The following is a 14,026-nucleotide window of genomic DNA, read 5'->3' as shown; positions in this document are numbered from 1 at the left end:
GATGCCCACAGCACACCATCGCGACCTGGCTGCCGCCCTCACCGTGGCAGGCCGCAACCACCCCTACCTGGCGTTCACCCTGAACTCCCTCTGCAACCTGGACTGCGTCTTCTGCAAGCCGCGCTGCATGCCGGACTACGGGCACAAGGACCGCCCCCTGTCGGCCTCCGACTATGCGGCCATCGCCGCCGAGGCCGGAGCCTGGAGGATCAAGAAGGCGCACTGCTCCGGTGGCGAGCCGACCCTCCGGGTGGACATCCTCGACGTGATCGCGGGCCTGGCCGACGGCCTCGGCCAGGACGCCGCTATCGGCATGACCAGCCACGGCAACCTTCGCCGCGGACTGACCGTCGAACGGCTCCACCGTGCCGGTCTGACCTACCTCAACCTCAGCCTCCACAGCTTCGATCCAACGCGGTCCGCCGCCATCATGGGCGGCGGCGATCCGCGCACCACCCGGAACACCCTCGATGCCGCCCTGTCCCTCGGCCTACGCGTGAAGGTCAACTGCGTGCTCCAGCGCAGCTATCTGGACGATTCCTTCGCCGTGGCCGAACTCGCCCGTGACCTGCCTATCGCCGTCCGTCTGATCGAGCTCCAGAACATCGGCCCCGCACAGGCGCTGTTCGACACCGAGTTCATCAGCGAGGCGGAGGTCCGCGACCGTCTCCGCACGTGGTTCGCGGATGCCGGTGAGGTTCCCAGGAGCCACCTCGGGGTCCGCAGCCCGGGGAGGTACCTCCGGCCCGACGGCTGGGCCGGGTCGATCGGCTTCATCTCGAACTCCAGCTGTGCCACCTGCTCCGACGCCAACCGCATCAAGATCACCCCCACGGGCCTGGCACGCCCCTGCATCCTGCACAACCGTGACATCCCCCTGAAGCCCCACCTGGCAGACGGCACTCTCGGCGACGCTTTCGCGCACCTCTTCCAGGCCATGCTCGACCGTGACGCCAACGACGCCTGGCAGGGCTTCCACTACGTCGACTACGACCTGCGCTGGGACCGGATGGAGCGCCCCGAAGGAGCCCCGGTCCGGCCGCTGCTCCCCGTGGTCGCCACGGGAGCAGACGGTGTGCCGTCCTGCGCTCGCGCCTCGACCGGGGAGCGGTGATGCTCATGGCCGAGGCCCACCCTCTCTATCAGGAGCTCGGTGGCCTTTACGAGGGTGAGCTGGGTGCCCACGGTGTCGGGGCCGCGCTGCTCACCCACAAGTGGCAGCCTGCCGATCTGCTGGCCCCGCACTCCGATCTCGACGTACGTGTCCTCCTCCATGACGCCCCCGAGGACTGGGAGGAGTGGAACCAGCGGCTGGCCGCCGCGCACACCGCCGCAGTCGGCCGGGAGGTCTCCCATCGACGCCTCCTGGAACATCCGCCCGGCTTCGCGTTCACCACGGCCGAGGCAGACGGGCGGCTCGTCTCCGCGCCAGAACTCGCGACGTGGTCGCTGATCGCCGGAAACCGCCGGGACTTCCAGCGCTGGAGGTCCCGAGCCCAGATGGCGCCCTGGTGCGGGATCGACGAGCGGTTCTACCGCGGAATCCTGCACTCCCGGCTGGGTGGCCGTTACCGGCTCGCGGCAGACAGCACGGACAACGTGACCGGGGACATCACCGCCTACCGGCGCCACTGCGTGGCCTGGCACTACCTCGCCCCCTGCTGGTTCGCCGCCGCCGCACTCGCGACACGGACCCGTTGCCCCGGCAAGACGGCTGCCCTCACCCAGTGGCGACCGGATGGGCTGGACCGGTACGCCGAGCTGTTTCTCCGGCACGCCGCCGCACAACGCTCCGAGACCTGCCTCCGGAGCCCGCCCCACTTGCTCCGCACAGCCCACGCCGTCCTCCAATCAGCCATGCGCCGCGTCCCCGACGCGGACGGATTCGGCAGAGACGGCCAGGAGCGCACCCGCACCGCCTGGGTGATGACCGCAGGGATGCTCCGGGTACGTGTCGCCCGCTGGCTGTACTACCTCGATCCGCCGCCCGGCGTGGCGACCCAGTACCTGATCCGGCGGGAGGCGAAGGAACTCCGCACCGCCGCGCGGGCCCTGAGCGTGCTCGCGGCGGACGAGACCACTCCCGCCCAGCGGCAGGCCGCCCGGATGGCGACGCTGCTCCCCGCCGGACCGACCACCGCCGGCACCCTGCGCACGACCCTCGCGCGCTGGCACCGACAGAAGGCGACCGTCCAGGACTTCCTCAGTCTCGCCCCCGACGATGTCCACCTCTGAAACAAGGAGTTACGCCATGTCAGTACACGCGCCCCCGCCCCGTGTCCTGAAGACGGCCAAGATCAAGATCACGACGAAGTGCAACAGGTCCTGCGACTTCTGCATCTTCGCCGACGGCGCCCAAGGCGAGAACATGTCCCCGGAACTCTTCTCCACCATCCTGACCCGCCTGGAATCCCTCCCCTTCCGCCAGTTGCACATCAACGGCGGCGAGCCCACCGTGCACCGCGACTTCCCCGCACTCAGCGACACCGCCCGCACGCGCCTGCCGGACAAGGTCATGGTCCTGGGCACCAACGCCATCACCCTGGCCCGCAACCAGCGGATCATGGAGGCCACCCTTCGCTCGTACGACCAGATCCTGATCGGCTGCGACGACGAGCACGGGAACGAGGACGAGGTCCACACCGTCGTTCCGCGCCTGTGCGAGGCCGGGAAGACCGTCGTCGTCAACAGCGTCCTGGAAGGCATCAGTCCCACCCGGCTCACGCGCCTCACGTGGCTGTGCGACAAGTACGGCGCCATCCATGTCACCAACCACGTTCACCACATCGACGTCGGCCAGCCCGCGAACGAACTGCGCGGCCTCTGCGACCGCTACCTCGACCAGCACCTGATGATCGAGATGGACGGGTCCTGCTACCGCTGCTTCAACGCCATGGCCAAGGACGACAGCGAATTCACGGTGTGGGACGCGGACTTCGCGGCCAAGGTGTTCGCGCCCCGCAGCCACCACTACCGGTTCTGCCTGCGCTGTCACGAGTACTCCGACTCCGGCGCCGCGCGCGTCCCCGCCCTCGCTCCCACCGTCTGATCCCCAGGCCGGAGGTGCACGATCATGCCCGCAGTCCTCGGACTCAACTTCCACCACGACACTGCCGCCGCCCTGGTCGTAGACGGCCGCGTCCACGCGGCTGAGGAGGAACGCTGGAGCGGCATCAAGCACAACCATTCCGCCCGCAAGGGCACACTCAGCGCCCCGACCCGCGCACTCCAGTGGTGCCTGGAGTCGGCCGGTCTCGAACCACGGGACGTGGACGCCGTCTGGGCCGCCTCCATGCGCCCCAACCCCGCAGCCGGCTGGTGGCTGGCCGAGGAACGAGACGAACTCGGCGCCCTCCTGCCCGACCCACTCGGCGACCGGCTACGCCTCCTCTCCCACCACACGGCCCACGTGCTGTCCGGTTACCTGCTCTCCGGGCACCAGCACGCGGCGGGGCTGGTCATCGACGCTGGCGGGTCCGCCCTCGGCTCGGACTTCGGGCCGGGCCGGGAGCGCATCACGGGCTACGAACTGCGGCCCGACCGCATCGACCGCATCCACCAGACCATGCCGGACGTGCTCCCCGGGCCCGCCGGGCCCCGCCGCGTCCACTCCTCGCTCGGGCACTTCTACCGGAACCTCGCCAGCAGGGTGATCCCGCCGGGAAACGAGCCCGAGGGCAGCCTGACGGCCCTCGCGGCCTTCGGCGATCCCGAGCGCTACGGAAGGGAGGTCCGCGACCTGGTCCGGCTCGGTGACGACGGGGCCCTCCACATCGCCCATCCCTGGGGTTCGGCGGACAGCAACACGCCGCTGCTCCTTGGCGGCCGGTCCTGGACCTTGGGCAACGTAGCGGAGCAGTCCGAGAACGAACGTGCGGACCTGGCCGCTGCCGTGCAGGAGGTCTTCACCACCTCGGTTGTGCATGTCGCCCGCCACCTGCGACGCCTCACGCGGGCCCCGGCACTGGTGTTCTCCGGCGGATGCGCCCTGAACTCCCACCTCAACGGGCAACTCGCCGCCGACAGCGGCTTCGACACCCTCTTCGTGGCACCCGCACCGCACGACGCGGGCACGGCCGTCGGCGCCGCGCTCTACGGCTGGCATTACCAGCTCGGCCAGGAGCGCCTGCCGGTGCCGAACGACGCGGACTGGGGGCCGAGCCCAGGCGCCTTGCCAACGAGCCCGGTGCCGTCCGGCTACCGCGCCTGTACCGGCCTCGGTCCCGAACTGACGCGTGCGGTGGCAGCGCTGCTGGCAGACCACCACATCCTCGGCTGGGTGCAGGGGCGACTCGAATTCGGGCCGCGAGCCCTCGGACACCGCTCGATCCTCGCTCACCCAGGCAACCCCGCCACGCGCGACAGGCTCAACGCGATCAAGAAGCGAGCCACCTACCGGCCGTTCGCACCGGCGGTCCTCGCGGAGCACGCCACCGACTGGTTCATGTCGGAAGGCGACCCCTTCATGAACCGCGTCACCCGAGTCCGCCGCTGCCGAGCCGACCGCATCGCCGCGGTCGCTCACCACGACGGCACCGCCCGCGTCCAGACCGTCTCCGCTGACCACCAGGGCCTGCGCGAGCTTCTTCAGCAGTTCCACCAACGCACCGGACTGCCACTGGTGCTGAACACCTCCTTCAACCGCAAGGGCGCCCCGATCCTGCGCACCGCCGAGCAGGTCATGGCAGCGGCGGCGGACCTGGGCCTCGACGCTCTCGCGGTCGAGGACACCCTGCTACTCGCACACCACGTGCCCGACCCCCGCACCACGGCGCTCCGAGGGAGGACCGACGGATGAGCATCATCGATCTGGACCACGTTCTGGCCGTGCTCGGCGCCGCCGCGTGGAGCACGGACGAACAGACCCGTGCCCGCGTGGCCGGCGGCCTCGCCCTCACGGTCTACGACGGCCACACCCGCGATCAAGGCACCCCGTACCTAGGACACCCACTGGCCGTCGTCACGCTCCTGCGGCAGGAGATCGGCGTCAGCCACCCCGAAACACTCCTCTTCGCCCTCCTCCACGACGCCTTGGAGGTGGCCCCCGAGTCCGAGTCGCTGCTCGTCCATCACCTCGGCGGCCCGTTCACCGCCCGCCTGCGTGCCATCACGGCCGACCACCGTCTCGAACAGCGCCCCAAGTCGGCTGGTGACGAAGCTTGCTGGCGCGACAAGCAAGCCGCGCTCCCGCCCGAAGACCTCCTCGTGCGGCTCGCCGACCGCCTGCACAACCTTCGCGACCTCGGCGCGTCCCCCGATCTCGACCGCCGCCGACGCTTCCTCCTGAACCTCGCCGACTTCCACCTACCGCTCGCCGAGGCCGCCCGTCACCACGGCCCGCACATGGAGGCCATGCACACGCGGCTGCACACCGAACACGTCAGACAGACACAGGAGGTACGTCCGTGAAGCGGGTCGTCTACTCGATGGAGCCTGTCGGTTCGACTGGCGGCCGGGTGTACCTGCGGATGCTCCACGAGGTCACGGCCGACGACGTGGAGTGGCACACGGTCCCCGACCACAAACGCACCTACCGGACCCGCCGCTGGCGCAAGCTCCGCCACCTCACCCGCCTCGCTCCGACCATCCGGGCCCTCGGCAAGACGGCCGGACCGTTCGTATGGGACGACCTCAGCCTGCTCCTCTTCACCCCCGAAATGCGCGCCCGCACGATCTTCCTCCTGCACCACTACGAGCCGTTGCAGCACGACTCCGCCCCGGTCGAAGCCGTGCTCTGGGAGAGGCTGTTCCAGGTGCTGCCGCAGTGCGCCGTCGTGGTGTGCGTCGCCCCGTACTGGGCCGCGTTCCTCCGGGCCCGAGGCGTCCGGAACGTACGGATGATCCACAACGCGTTCGACATGGGCGAGGTCGAGCAGGCGCGCGGCTTCGACCGGGCCGAGTGCCGAGCCGAATTCGGCCTGCCCCCGGACACGCTCGGCGTCTACGCGGGCAAGGCCGTGCACTGGAAGGGAACCGAGGACGTCGCGGCTGCCCTGGCCAACACCCCGGGGATGCGAGTGATCACCAGCGGCAGCAACACCATCGGCTTCGGCGGCGCGCACTATGACGTCGATCGCGCGCGATATCTCCGGTTGCTGCGCGCGTGTGACGTAGGCGTCTTCCTTCCCCGGATGCGGGAAGGCTGGAGCCGCTGCGCGGCCGAGGCCCTGCTGCTGGGCCTGCCCTGCCTGATCCGTCCGGTGGCCGGACTGGGCGACCTTGCCGTTCTGACTGGCCAGCCGGCCCCGGATCTCGGCCGCCTGCCGACGCAGGTCCTGGAGCGCGCGGCGGCCCGCCAGACTGAGGCCAAGGCCGCGTACGAGGTCCTGGCCCGCTTCGACCTGAACTACTTCGGCAACGCCTGGGGCGACCTCCTCGCGGAGATCGCCTGACCGACAACTACGCCTGCGCGGCCAGCTTCTCGGCTGCGGCGTCCAGACGGTCCAGCACGCGGTCCCGGCCGAGCAGTTCCATGGACTCGAACAGGGGGAGTCCGACGGTCCGGCCGGTGACCGCGACCCGGACGGGCGCCTGCGCCTTGCCCAGCTTCAGCCCGTGCTTCTCACCGACGGCGAGCAGTACGGCCTTCAGACCGTCCGCCTGCCAGTCCGCTGTGGTGGCCAGCTCGGCGCGGGCGTCGCGCAGGATATCGAGGGCGCCCGCCTTCATCGCCTTGTTCCAGGACGCCTCGTCCCAGACCGGCTCGTCGAGGAAGAGGAAGTCCACGTTGTCCGTGATCTCCGACAGCAGCGCCAGCCGGGTCTGGGCCAGCGGGGCCACCTGCTCGAAGACGCCCGGGTCGAACGCCTCGGGCTGCCAAGGCGCGTACGGCGCCGCCAGCCACGGCGCGCACGCCTTGACGAACTCCTCCGGCGCCAGCGCGCGGATGTAGTCGCCGTTGAACGCCGTCAGCTTCTTCACGTCGAAGAAGGCCGGTGCCGTCCCGACATCCTCGATCCGGAAGAGCCGCTCCAGCTCCTCGTACGGCCTGATCTCCTGGTCATCACCGGGGCCCCAGCCGAGCAACATGAGGTAGTTCACCAGCGCATCGGGCAGGAAGCCGTCGGCGAGGTAGTCCTCCAGCGCCACCTTGTCGCGACGCTTGGACAACTTCTGCCGCTTCTCGTTCACGATCACCGGCAGGTGCGCCCACACCGGCGGCTCGGCGCCAAGCGCCTCCCACAGCAGCTGCTGCTTCGGCGTGTTCGACAGGTGCTCGTCGCCACGGATGACCTGCGTGATCCCCTCATCCAGATCGTCGACCACATTGGCGATCAAGAACACGGGAGATCCGTCGCCGCGAGCGATCACGAAGTCCTCGATCGCGTTGTTCGGGAACGCCGGCTCCCCGCGGATCAGGTCGACCACGACGGTCTCGCCCTCGTCCGGCGTCCGGAACCGAAGCGCCCGCCCCACCTCGAAGCCCAGCCCCCGCTCCCGACAGAACCCGTCGTACCCGAGATGCTCCGACCCCGTGCGCTCCTTCAGCTGCTCACGGGTGCAGTCGCAGTAGTACGCCCGCCCGGTCTCGAAGAGCTGCTGAGCCGCCTCGCTGTGCCGGGCCGCGTTCTCCGACTGGAAGTACGGGCCCTCGAAGGCCGGGTCCTCAGCATGGATGCCGATCGCCGCGAGCGCGCTGACGATGCCCTCGATCCACTCCGGCTTGTTCCGCGCCGCGTCCGTGTCCTCGATACGCAGGACGAACCGGCCGCCGGACTGTCGTGCCACGGCCCAGTTGTAGAGAGCGGACCGCGCCCCACCAACATGAAACATGCCGGTCGGAGACGGGGCGAAACGAACACGAACCGGGGCAGCAGACATGCCGCCCATGGTATCGAGATTTGGCCTCTGGCCGGACCGCAAGCGCGTGACCACAGACGCGCCGCGAGGTGCACTTCTTGCGCCGCAGCCATGGGCCCACCCGTCCGGATCGCTGAACCTCACCGCGTGGTGTCGCCAGGCCGAGGAACCTCTGAAGTGGGGCGACCGCCAGTAGCCTGCGGCAGCGCACGAAGGTCCCCGTAACGGCATCAGGGACAAGGGGCCTGGCGAGGGACCGACAGGGGGGCCTCGACATGGAGTAGACTTGAGGCACCGACGCGGGGTGGAGCAGTTCGGTAGCTCGCTGGGCTCATAACCCAGAGGTCGCAGGTTCAAATCCTGTCCCCGCTACGAACCTGTTGTATCAGGACATCTTGGACGGCCGGCCCGCTGACGTTGGTCGGCCGTCAGTCGTTTCAGCGAGCGTGGCCGGGTGGACTACGTGCCCCCGCACCAGCGAAAACCATAGGTGACCCGATTCCTGCCCTGATTCCACTCAGAGTCTGGCATCCGCTGAGTACGTAGCCGTGTCGGCGCAAGCGCTCCCCACCCTCCTACACTTCTGTCCTCCAGCGAGCGGCTAGAGTTGCGGGGTGACTGATGACTCTTCGCGTACTCTCAGCGGCCCCGAGCACCAGCAAGTGCGGCGGCCGACGATCAAGAGCCTCGTGGAAGCAGGTTGGGACACAGGCCAGCTGAAGTGGCAGCCCGAATGGCGCGTACCGCAGTCACCCCACGACGCGGCGAAGCGGGAGGAAGGGAAGTCCTTCGCTGGATGGCCTGTAGACCTGGCCATCTTTGACGATGTGCGGCATGCAGGTGATTGGGAGCACCTCCTGGTCATCTGCGAATTCAAGCAGCCTACGATTGAGGCTGGCGTTTCTCAGCTCGAGATCTACCTCGGCCGTGAGCCGCGTGCGCGGATGGGTTATTGGACCAACGGTTCCGATGACGTCAGGGTCTATAAACTCGCCGACGGCAGGTTTCGGCACTTTCGTAATCGCGGCCTGCCGCAGCCTGGGGAAGGGTTTACGCGCCCCTCCGAGAAGCCTTTGACGTTCGGTGAATTGGTCACGCCGAAGAACGGGCAATTGCGGTCCATCTTTAGTCGCTTGTTGGATGTTGTGGTTGCGCGGGACAGTCAGTCGACTCGTTCGGAGGCGCAACTCAACGAACTCTGCAACCTCTTGTTGCTCAAGCTGGAATCAGATTCAAACGCATCGTATGATCCCAGCAAGCCAGTTACTTTCCAACTCTCCCAGGGGGGAGAAGCGGCAACAGCTAAGGCGATGAAGGCGCAGTTCGATGCACTCAAGAAATTTCGACCGGAAGTATTTTCTGAGCATCGAGAAGGCACCCTCGAGCTGGATGATCATACCATTCAGGAATCGGTGTATGAGCTTTCCAGCCTGAACCTGAACGATGTGGGGCCTGAAGCGATTTCTTCGGCCTTTCAGGTCTTCCGCAGAGCGAACCTGAAGGCGGGGGAAGGGCAGTATTTCACCCCGCAGCGTGTAATCGCTGCCGCCATCAAAATGATGGATATTCGCCTGGAAGACAAGATCATCGACCCGGCATGTGGAACCGGCGGATTCCTCACCGAAGCGTTCCTCTCGTTGGTCGAACGCATTCCTGCTGGTGACTCTGCCGCCGCGGCGCGGACGTGGGCACACCGGAACATCTATGGAGTGGACAAAGACTCCATTAACGTGAAGCTCACTCGGGCAATTATGGTGGGCCTTGGGGACGGTTCTGCCAACGTGCACATTGGGGATTCGATAAGAGGGGACCGGTGGGGAAGGGACTACCCTCAACTCGAGCGGCCTCTCAGTGACGGGTCTTTTACGGTGGTGATCACAAATCCGCCCTTCGGTAAGAACCTTAAGGTCGGCAAGGTTGATGCGCGTCGTAACGATTACAGTATCGCGGCTGCGGCCAACCGGAAACAGGGCGAGTATGCCGACCTTGAAATTGGTCTCGTTTTCCTTGAGCGCGCGCACAGGCTCCTGATGAGTGGCGGCAGACTCGGGATCATTCTGCCGGAAACGTACTTCTTCTCGCCTACGTATAAATGGCTGCCAGAATGGCTGAGTGCTCGCTTCGTCCTACGGGGATTCCTGAACATCCCCATGGAAGCGTTTCAGGGGTTCTGCCGAGCGAAGACTAACTTCTACGTCTTTGAGAAGAAGTGATTTCCATGGTGCATAGGCCGGCTTGGTTCCGTGATGGTCAGGTATTCGTTTCCTACGCTCCGACAGTAGGCATCAACAAGGATGGCGAGGAACTCTTCGTTGTTGATGCTGATACTGGCACTCGAACAGATGTAGTCGACGACCAGATCGCCGCAGACACAACAGCTCTCGTGGACGAGTTCGATACGACTAAAACGAGTCGGTGGGTAGATGAGGCCGAGCTCACTGACCGCCTAACTGCCGTTCCAAACTATTTCGATGAACGTTCAGTGCGTGACTTCTTTACGCTTATGGACACACCCGAGATGGGGACGTTCGCTAGTGCTTCTATCGGTGAATTGGTCGACGATCAAGTGTTGGTCTCGATGCATGGGCATGGGAGCCCGTCGGCAGATTTTCGAACCGGGCACATTCCCTACATCAAGGTTTCCGATATTCGCGCCGGACAGATGAATATCAATCCAACGAATCGCGTGCCCGATGTGGTTGCTGAACGCTTTTGGAAGGGGAGTGAATCCGGGCTCGAAGAATATGACCTGATCACCCCAATCCGGACCAGCAAAAACATCGGCGATTTTGCGGTAATCATGCCGGGGCAAGAGAGGGTCGTGCTGACCAAAGAGGTGCTGGTGTTGCGAGCATCAGAGTCGGCGCCCTTCGATAACTTCTATCTCTTGTGGGCAATGACGCTGAAGGCCGTACGCCGACAGTGGGACCGCGTTGTCTTCATGCAGACCAACCGTGAAGATGTTGGCCGACGGTATAGGGAAATTCGTATCCCTATTCCTCCGAGCCGCGAAGTGGCAGACGAGGTCTCGAAGGCGTTTCGGGAGTACTACCTGGGAACTCAGCGTCTGCGAGAGAACCTTGTGACCTATCTGGCGAACGACGACAAGCATCACATCTTCATGTCGAGTGTTGCCGCAGTGATCGAAGATCTTGAAGACGAGACTGACGACGCCGAGTGACGACGGGGCAACCTCACGCGAGTCTGCTGGGAGATGAGCGCCAGTCTGCGTGAGCGTTGCGTGAGCGGACGGTCCATCACTCTCTGGACCGTCCGTCACACCCCTAAACCCGACATGTTTCTGACCAGGCAATACTGGATCGAGAGCGATCACGGATCACCACTTGGCACGATCCTGCCAGCCCTCGTAATGCGTAGGTCAGGGGTTCGACTCCCCTAGGCGGCTCACCTGAAGCCCAGGTCACACCTCGTGTGACCTGGGCTTTTTCGTGCTCCTGTGCTGGTGGGGTTGTGGGGGTGGGAGTGGAACGGGGGGCGTGGGTGTGCTGTCGTGGTCGCTCTCCGCGCGGTGGGTGTCGGATTCGTGCAGCTCTGGTGAGTCTGTCCGGTCCCGCGCCGGCCCGTCGGGCATCTGTGGTCAGGGAGTGGATGTCGCCAGGCGTGCTTCGCGGTAGCAGGCGTTGGGCGTCTCGGGAAGGAGAGGGCGGCTGTCGATCTTGTAGGGGGTTCGCATGGTTTCCTGCGACACCGTTTGATTGTCCGTGGGCAATAGCGGGCTCCATGCTGGGGCGTACCGCGCGAAGGGGGTTCAACCTCCTTGCCGATGCGATCAGTTCTGCCTGTCTGTCCACCTTTCTGCCTGCCTCGAAGCGAATGGCTCGGGGTCGGCTTCTCCTTTTCCGAGTAACTGCTGCGGCGTAGCGCTGCGGCTGCCATGGCGGCGCTGGAGACGACGCACAGTCCTCCAGGCCATCCCGGACGGTTCACGAGGAGCGCCATGCGTACGCGAGTGACGGATCCCCTGCTCCAGCCCTTCACGATCAAGAACCTCACCTTGCGCAACAGAGTGGTGAGCACCTCGCACGAGCCGGCGTTCGGGGAAGACGGTCTGCCCCGGGACCGGTACCGGATGTACCACCTGGAGAAGGCCAGGGGCGGGGTCGGGCTGACGATGGTTGGTGGCTCGGCGGTCGTGTCACCCGACAGTCCGCCGTCCTTCGGCAACCTGCTGCTCTACCGCGATGACGTGGTGCCCTGGCTCCGGCGGCTGGCCGACGATGTCCACGAAGCCGGGGCCGCGGTGATGTGCCAGGTCACCCATCTGGGACGGCGTACCAGCAACTACACAGGCGATTGGCTGCCGGTCCTTTCCGCGTCCCCATTGCGTGAACCCGCACATCGCGCCTTTCCCAAGGAAGCCGAGCCGTGGGACCTGGACCGCATCGTGCAGGACTACGCCGACGCAGCCGCGCGCTGCGAGGAGAGCGGCCTCGACGGCATAGAGATCCAGTCGTACGGCCACTTTCTGGACAGCTTTCTGTCGCCGACGACGAACCAGCGGAGGGATGAACTCGGCGGGAGCCTCGCGGGGCGGATGGCCTTCCCGCGCCGGGTGATCCGCGCGATCCGGTCCGCGGTCGGTCCCGAATTCGTCGTCGGTATCCGCATGATGATGAAGGAGGACCGGCCAGGCGGGTTGACCTTCGAGGAGGCATTGGAGGCAGCCCGGCGGTACATCGCGGACGGCATCGACTTCGTCAGCACCATTCGGGGTTCGATCGAAAGCGATGCCGCTCTGGCGAGGGCGATTCCGTCCATGGGTACGCCTTCGGCGCCGTTCCTGGAATTCACGGCGGAGGTCAAGCGCCGACTCGATGTCCCTGTGATGCACGCCGGCCGTATCGCCGATGTCGCCACCGCGCGGCATGCCGTGCGGGAGGGCATGCTCGACCTGGTCGGCATGACCCGGGCTCAGATCGCGGACCCGCACCTGGTGGCCAAAGTGGCTGCCGGAGCCGAGGACCGCATCCGGCCCTGCGTGGGCGCGAGTTACTGCCTGGACGCGATCTACGATTCCGGCGACACCAAGTGCATCCATAACCCGTCCACCGGGCGGGAGCTTCAGCTGCCGCACACGGTCCCGCCCGCGGCAGAGCGGAAGAGGGCCGTGATCGTCGGCGGCGGACCCGCAGGGCTGGAAGCGGCCCGGGTGCTGGGCGAACGCGGGCACGAAGTCGTGCTGTACGAGGCAGGTGAGCTGCCTGGCGGACAGATACGTATCGCCGCTTCGAACCCGCGCAGGCGGGATCTCCTCGGCATCGTCGACTGGCGCGTCGACGAGTGCAAGCGGCTCGGCGTCGACCTTCGGTTCGGAGTCCTCGCCGAGGCGGAAGACGTTCTGATGGAACGTCCCGACATCGTCCTCGTCGCCACGGGCGGCCTCCCCAACTCCGCGTTTCTCGGGGAAGGCGCGGAAGGCGCGGAAGGCGCGGAGCGTGCGAAGGGCGTGGAAGGCGCGAAGGGCGCGGATGCCGTGGCCGATACGTGGGACGTTCTCAGCGGGACCCTGCGTCCCCAAGGACGCGTACTGGTCTACGACGACAACGGGGCCTATCCGGGGCTGGACGCTGTAGAGGTGCTGGCCCGGAAGGGCATCTCGATCGAGTACGTGACGCCGGAGCGCACGCTCGCACCCGACGTCGGCAGCATGAATGCGCCGGCCTACCTGCGGGCCTTCGCCGAACACGCGGTGACCACCACCCTGGCGCACCGGCTGCTGTCCGTGCGCCGCGCGGAAGACGGCCGCCTCATCGCGACCCTGCGCAGCGAGTACGCGGCCACGGAGACGGAGCGGGTCGTGCAGCACGTGGTGGTGGAGCACGGGACGCTGCCCCATGCGGACCTCTACTGGGACCTGCTCTCCGGGTCGAGCAACCTCGGCCGGCTGAACCATCGCGAACTGCTGGCCGGTGAGCCGCAGCGGGAGGTCACGAACCCCGAGGGCCGCTATCAGCTGTTCCGCATCGGCGATGCGGTGACCAGCCGCAACATCCACGCCGCGGTCCTGGACGCACTGCGGTTGTGCCTGCCGATGTGACCCGGCTTCCGCCAGACCGGCCGCCGCAGACCGGCTCCCGTCAGACCCGCTTCCGCAGATGCGAGCACAGCAGATGCGAGCACAGCAGAAGCAAGCACAGCCCAGGTGTGCCGGGGCTGATCGTCGCCGGAAGGCCGTCGCCAGGGATCAGCAGCGAGAGGAGAACAG

The 14,026-nt window shown here is 66.5% G+C and carries 10 protein-coding genes and 1 tRNA gene; 10 read left to right on the top strand and 1 reads right to left on the bottom strand.

The window, feature by feature from the left end:
* Window position 1: 1 nt before the first annotated feature.
* From OHB04_RS18730 to OHB04_RS18705, 6 genes are read left to right on the top strand one after another with little or no spacing between them, the layout of a single operon-like run.
* On the top strand, window positions 2-1,114 hold the full coding sequence (locus OHB04_RS18730; RefSeq protein ID WP_326807845.1) for a radical SAM protein: 1,113 nt from the start codon (window positions 2-4) through the stop codon (window positions 1,112-1,114).
* Complete coding sequence (locus OHB04_RS18725; protein ID WP_326807844.1) at window positions 1,114-2,235, top strand: hypothetical protein; 1,122 nt, start codon at window positions 1,114-1,116, stop codon at window positions 2,233-2,235. The genes OHB04_RS18730 and OHB04_RS18725 overlap by 1 nt, the downstream gene beginning before the upstream one ends.
* A gap of 16 nt (window positions 2,236-2,251) precedes the next feature.
* On the top strand, window positions 2,252-3,049 hold the full coding sequence (locus OHB04_RS18720; RefSeq protein WP_326807843.1) for a radical SAM protein: 798 nt from the start codon (window positions 2,252-2,254) through the stop codon (window positions 3,047-3,049).
* A gap of 24 nt (window positions 3,050-3,073) precedes the next feature.
* Window positions 3,074-4,798, top strand: a complete 1,725-nt coding sequence (locus OHB04_RS18715) for a carbamoyltransferase C-terminal domain-containing protein (RefSeq protein WP_326688844.1) — start codon at window positions 3,074-3,076, stop codon at window positions 4,796-4,798.
* The gene (locus OHB04_RS18710) at window positions 4,795-5,409 is read left to right on the top strand and encodes an HD domain-containing protein (protein ID WP_326688843.1); all 615 of its coding nucleotides are present in this window, start codon (window positions 4,795-4,797) and stop codon (window positions 5,407-5,409) included. The genes OHB04_RS18715 and OHB04_RS18710 overlap by 4 nt, the downstream gene beginning before the upstream one ends.
* A complete protein-coding gene (locus OHB04_RS18705; protein WP_326807842.1) occupies window positions 5,406-6,392 on the top strand; it encodes a glycosyltransferase in 987 nt (328 codons plus the stop codon). The genes OHB04_RS18710 and OHB04_RS18705 overlap by 4 nt, the downstream gene beginning before the upstream one ends.
* Window positions 6,393-6,399: 7 nt before the next feature.
* Here the strand turns inward: OHB04_RS18705 and gltX are convergent, their stop codons facing one another.
* The gene (gene gltX, locus OHB04_RS18700) at window positions 6,400-7,773 is read right to left on the bottom strand and encodes a glutamate--tRNA ligase (protein ID WP_442814876.1); all 1,374 of its coding nucleotides are present in this window, start codon (window positions 7,771-7,773) and stop codon (window positions 6,400-6,402) included.
* A 325-nt stretch (window positions 7,774-8,098) separates the two neighbouring features.
* Here gltX and OHB04_RS18695 point away from each other — a divergent pair.
* From OHB04_RS18695 to OHB04_RS18680, 4 genes are all read left to right on the top strand, one after another.
* Window positions 8,099-8,172 (top strand) — tRNA-Met (locus tag OHB04_RS18695).
* A gap of 242 nt (window positions 8,173-8,414) precedes the next feature.
* Complete coding sequence (locus OHB04_RS18690) at window positions 8,415-10,013, top strand: HsdM family class I SAM-dependent methyltransferase (RefSeq protein ID WP_326688840.1); 1,599 nt, start codon at window positions 8,415-8,417, stop codon at window positions 10,011-10,013.
* 5 nt (window positions 10,014-10,018) lie between these two features.
* Complete coding sequence (locus tag OHB04_RS18685) at window positions 10,019-10,981, top strand: hypothetical protein (protein ID WP_326688839.1); 963 nt, start codon at window positions 10,019-10,021, stop codon at window positions 10,979-10,981.
* A gap of 777 nt (window positions 10,982-11,758) precedes the next feature.
* Window positions 11,759-13,858: an NADH:flavin oxidoreductase gene (locus tag OHB04_RS18680; RefSeq protein ID WP_326807840.1), complete on the top strand. Its 2,100-nt coding sequence runs from the start codon at window positions 11,759-11,761 to the stop codon at window positions 13,856-13,858.
* Window positions 13,859-14,026 lie beyond the last annotated feature (168 nt).

The organism is Streptomyces sp. NBC_01775 (assembly GCF_035917675.1).
In the GTDB taxonomy this organism is placed as follows: domain Bacteria; phylum Actinomycetota; class Actinomycetes; order Streptomycetales; family Streptomycetaceae; genus Streptomyces.
The sequence above is the reverse complement of the archived record's forward strand: the minus strand, read 5'-3'. Positions and strand labels throughout refer to the sequence as shown.